At 41.5% G+C, this 2,717-nt stretch carries 3 protein-coding genes; 2 read left to right on the top strand and 1 reads right to left on the bottom strand.

The window, feature by feature from the left end:
* Both Q7U95_RS07195 and Q7U95_RS07190 read left to right on the top strand, forming a co-directional pair.
* Nucleotides 1–574 (top strand): ABC transporter ATP-binding protein (locus Q7U95_RS07195; RefSeq protein ID WP_308753175.1); only part of this gene is annotated, 574 nt, incomplete at its 5' end.
* Nucleotides 561–1,766: an ABC transporter permease gene (locus Q7U95_RS07190; RefSeq protein WP_308753173.1), complete on the top strand. Its 1,206-nt coding sequence runs from the start codon at nucleotides 561–563 to the stop codon at nucleotides 1,764–1,766. The genes Q7U95_RS07195 and Q7U95_RS07190, both read left to right, overlap by 14 nt.
* 18 nt (nucleotides 1,767–1,784) lie before the next feature.
* On the opposite strand, the gene xerA is transcribed toward Q7U95_RS07190, so the two are convergent.
* Nucleotides 1,785–2,603 (bottom strand): site-specific tyrosine recombinase/integron integrase, encoded by an 819-nt coding sequence (xerA, locus tag Q7U95_RS07185; RefSeq protein ID WP_308753171.1) that lies wholly within the window; start codon nucleotides 2,601–2,603, stop codon nucleotides 1,785–1,787.
* Nucleotides 2,604–2,717: the final 114 nt, after the last annotated feature.

The raw sequence follows: 2,717 nt of genomic DNA, 5'->3' as shown, positions 1-2,717 counted from the left end.
AACTTCCGGGAATGTTAAAATTGAAGGTCAGGATCCAATTAATTTAAACGAAAACGAGCTCGCCGTGCTTAGAAACAAGAAGATTGGCTTCGTGTTTCAGTCTTTCAATTTGCTTCCCAGGGCAACGGCGATAGCAAACGTTGAGCTTCCCATGGTTTATTTTGGTATCGGCTTAAAGGAGCGAACAAAGAAGGCCAAAGAGATGTTAGAAGCGGTTGGGCTTGGCGACCGGCTTTACCATAGACCTACGCAGCTTTCGGGTGGGCAGCAACAGAGGGTTGCGATTGCTCGCGCGTTGGTAAATGAGCCCGCCATAATACTTGCCGATGAACCCACAGGAAATCTCGATTCAAAAGCCGGAGCTGAGGTAATGGCGATTTTGCAAAAATTACATGATGAAGGAAGAACGGTAATTTTGGTCACTCACGAGCTTTATGCCGCCGAGCATGCCGAGCGGATTATCCAACTTTTGGACGGAAAGATAGTTGCTGATAGGGCGGTTTCCAACAGAAAAAAAGCGCGAGAGATTTTAGTTGAAATTACCGAGAAGGAAGAGAAAAATGAACATTCTTGAAAGTTTCAAGGTTGCAATAGACAGCTTATTGTCCAACAAGATGCGTTCCATGCTAACGATGCTGGGCATCATCATAGGTGTCTCGGCCGTCATACTCTTGGTTTCGATTGGAAGTGGCGTTCAGGCGGATATCTCCGGCCAAATTATGGGACTTGGTTCAAATATAGCTATGGTCATGCCAGGAAAAATTGAGATGGGTCCCGGAGACTCTGGTGGCCCATTCGGGGGGGAGGTAGTCAATAAACTTGAAGCGGAACACGCAGAGGATATTAAAAACGGGACGCAACACGTTAAAAATGTGCTTCCGACCATAAGTGGAGTAGTTTCCGTTAAATATGGCAACCTTTCGAGGACGGCTGATTTGACGGGCACGACGCCAGAATATCCTATTGCAAAAAACTCTCCTGTGGAAAAGGGAAGATTTTTTACCGAAACTGATGTTGAAGGTTTAAAAAGGGTCTGCACGATAGGTCAAACTGTTGCAGAAGACTTCTTTGGCTTTCGTGACCCCATCGGGGAGAAGATTACCATCAGCGGACAAAAGTTTACTGTAATTGGAGTTATGAGCAAAAAGGGCGCGGGAGGAATGGGGATGGATATGGATAACCAGGTTTTTATTCCTGTAACCGTTGCCCAAAGGATCTTGGGCACGAAGAATGTGAGCATGATTTTAGTTCAAGCAAAGAGCCAAGAAGATATGGATTTGGCCATAAAAGAGACGGAACGTGTGTTGTTAAAGAAGCTTGATGAAAATGATTTTACGGTGCTTGCCCAGGAAGAGCTTTTGAGCACCTTTCAATCAATGATGGGAACGCTTACTTTAATGCTTGGAGGAATCGCCGGCATCTCTCTTCTCGTTGGCGGTATAGGGATTATGAATATAATGCTTGTTTCGGTGACGGAGAGGACAAGGGAGATTGGTATCCGTAAGGCCGTAGGTGCCAGGACATTTGATATTTTGTCTCAGTTTGTTATTGAGGCCATAACTTTAAGTGTTGTGGGTGGCGTGCTCGGAATCATTTTTGGAGCTGTTGGCTCAGTGGTGCTTGGGCAGTTCTTGCCGAGCAGCATCACTTTCTGGTCAATTGCTCTGGCCTTCTTATTCTCATTTGCCGTCGGTATATTTTTTGGAGTCTATCCCGCCTTTAAGGCCTCAAAACTGGACCCGATTGAAGCTCTGAGGTCTGAGTAAGAATCTGTATTTTCACAATCATAAAGGACTTCTGATTTTTCTAATACTCGGATTGGTAACTTGAGTGTACCTTTGCGTCGTTCTGATATTCTGGTGGCCCAATAATTCTTGTATATATCGAACATCAACTCCATTTTCCAATAAGTGAGTAGCAAAACTGTGTCTTAAGGAGTGAAATGTTGCGTCTTTCTTTATTGCAGCGCCCTTTGAAGCGTTTTCGAAAATTTTTTGGGCTGTTCTTGTTGTTAATTTTCCGCCTCTTTCGCTGGGGAATACATAATCGTTTTTATCTTTCCCGGCAATTAAATTTTGAATGTCAGACAATAATTTTTCTGGGAAAATGGTAATCCTATCTTTTTTACCTTTGGCTTGCTTTATATGAAGCGTTAATTCTTCAAGGTTCAAATCTTTCACTTTAAGATTAACCACTTCACTTACTCGCAAACCGGCTCCATAGGCAAGCGACAAAAGCAGGCGATGTTTTGTGTTTTTTGTTACCTCGAGAATCTTTTTTATCTCATTTTTTGACAGCACTATTGGTAAACTTTTATTCTTCTTCGCTGATCGAATATCAATTCTTTCATTTGTTTTAACCACATTTCGATAAAAAAACTTGATAGCATTCAAAAAAAGATTGCGGGTTTGGGCAGAAACACCTTGTTTTTCAGAAAAGAGCAAAAAGTCCTTGATATTGTTTATATCCAAGCTCTCAAAGCCATTCTTTTTGAAAGCAAAATATTTCTTAAGTCCATAAAGATAGCTTTTTATAGTTTTATGGCTATAGTTACGGATTTTTAGTTCTCTCTCGGTTTGTTCAAGTTGTTTTTGCATATTCATTTGATCATCGATAGAATGTAAGTGATTTTAAATTGAATAAACATTAGCACAGGCTCGTATAATATACAATATTAGTTTGAAATTGCGAAAACACTTCGCATAAAAACGAGTTAG

It is taken from the genome of Candidatus Oleimmundimicrobium sp., assembly GCF_030651595.1.
In the GTDB taxonomy this organism is placed as follows: Bacteria; Actinomycetota; Aquicultoria; order UBA3085; family Oleimmundimicrobiaceae; genus JAUSCH01.
This window is presented reverse-complemented; position numbering and strand designations above follow the sequence as displayed.

Coding starts and splice junctions, on each gene's coding strand:
- Q7U95_RS07190 (WP_308753173.1), top strand. CDS start 561: ATGAACATTCTTGAAAGTTTCAAGGTTGCAATAGACAGCTTATTGTCC.
- xerA (WP_308753171.1), bottom strand. CDS start 2,603: ATGAATATGCAAAAACAACTTGAACAAACCGAGAGAGAACTAAAAATC.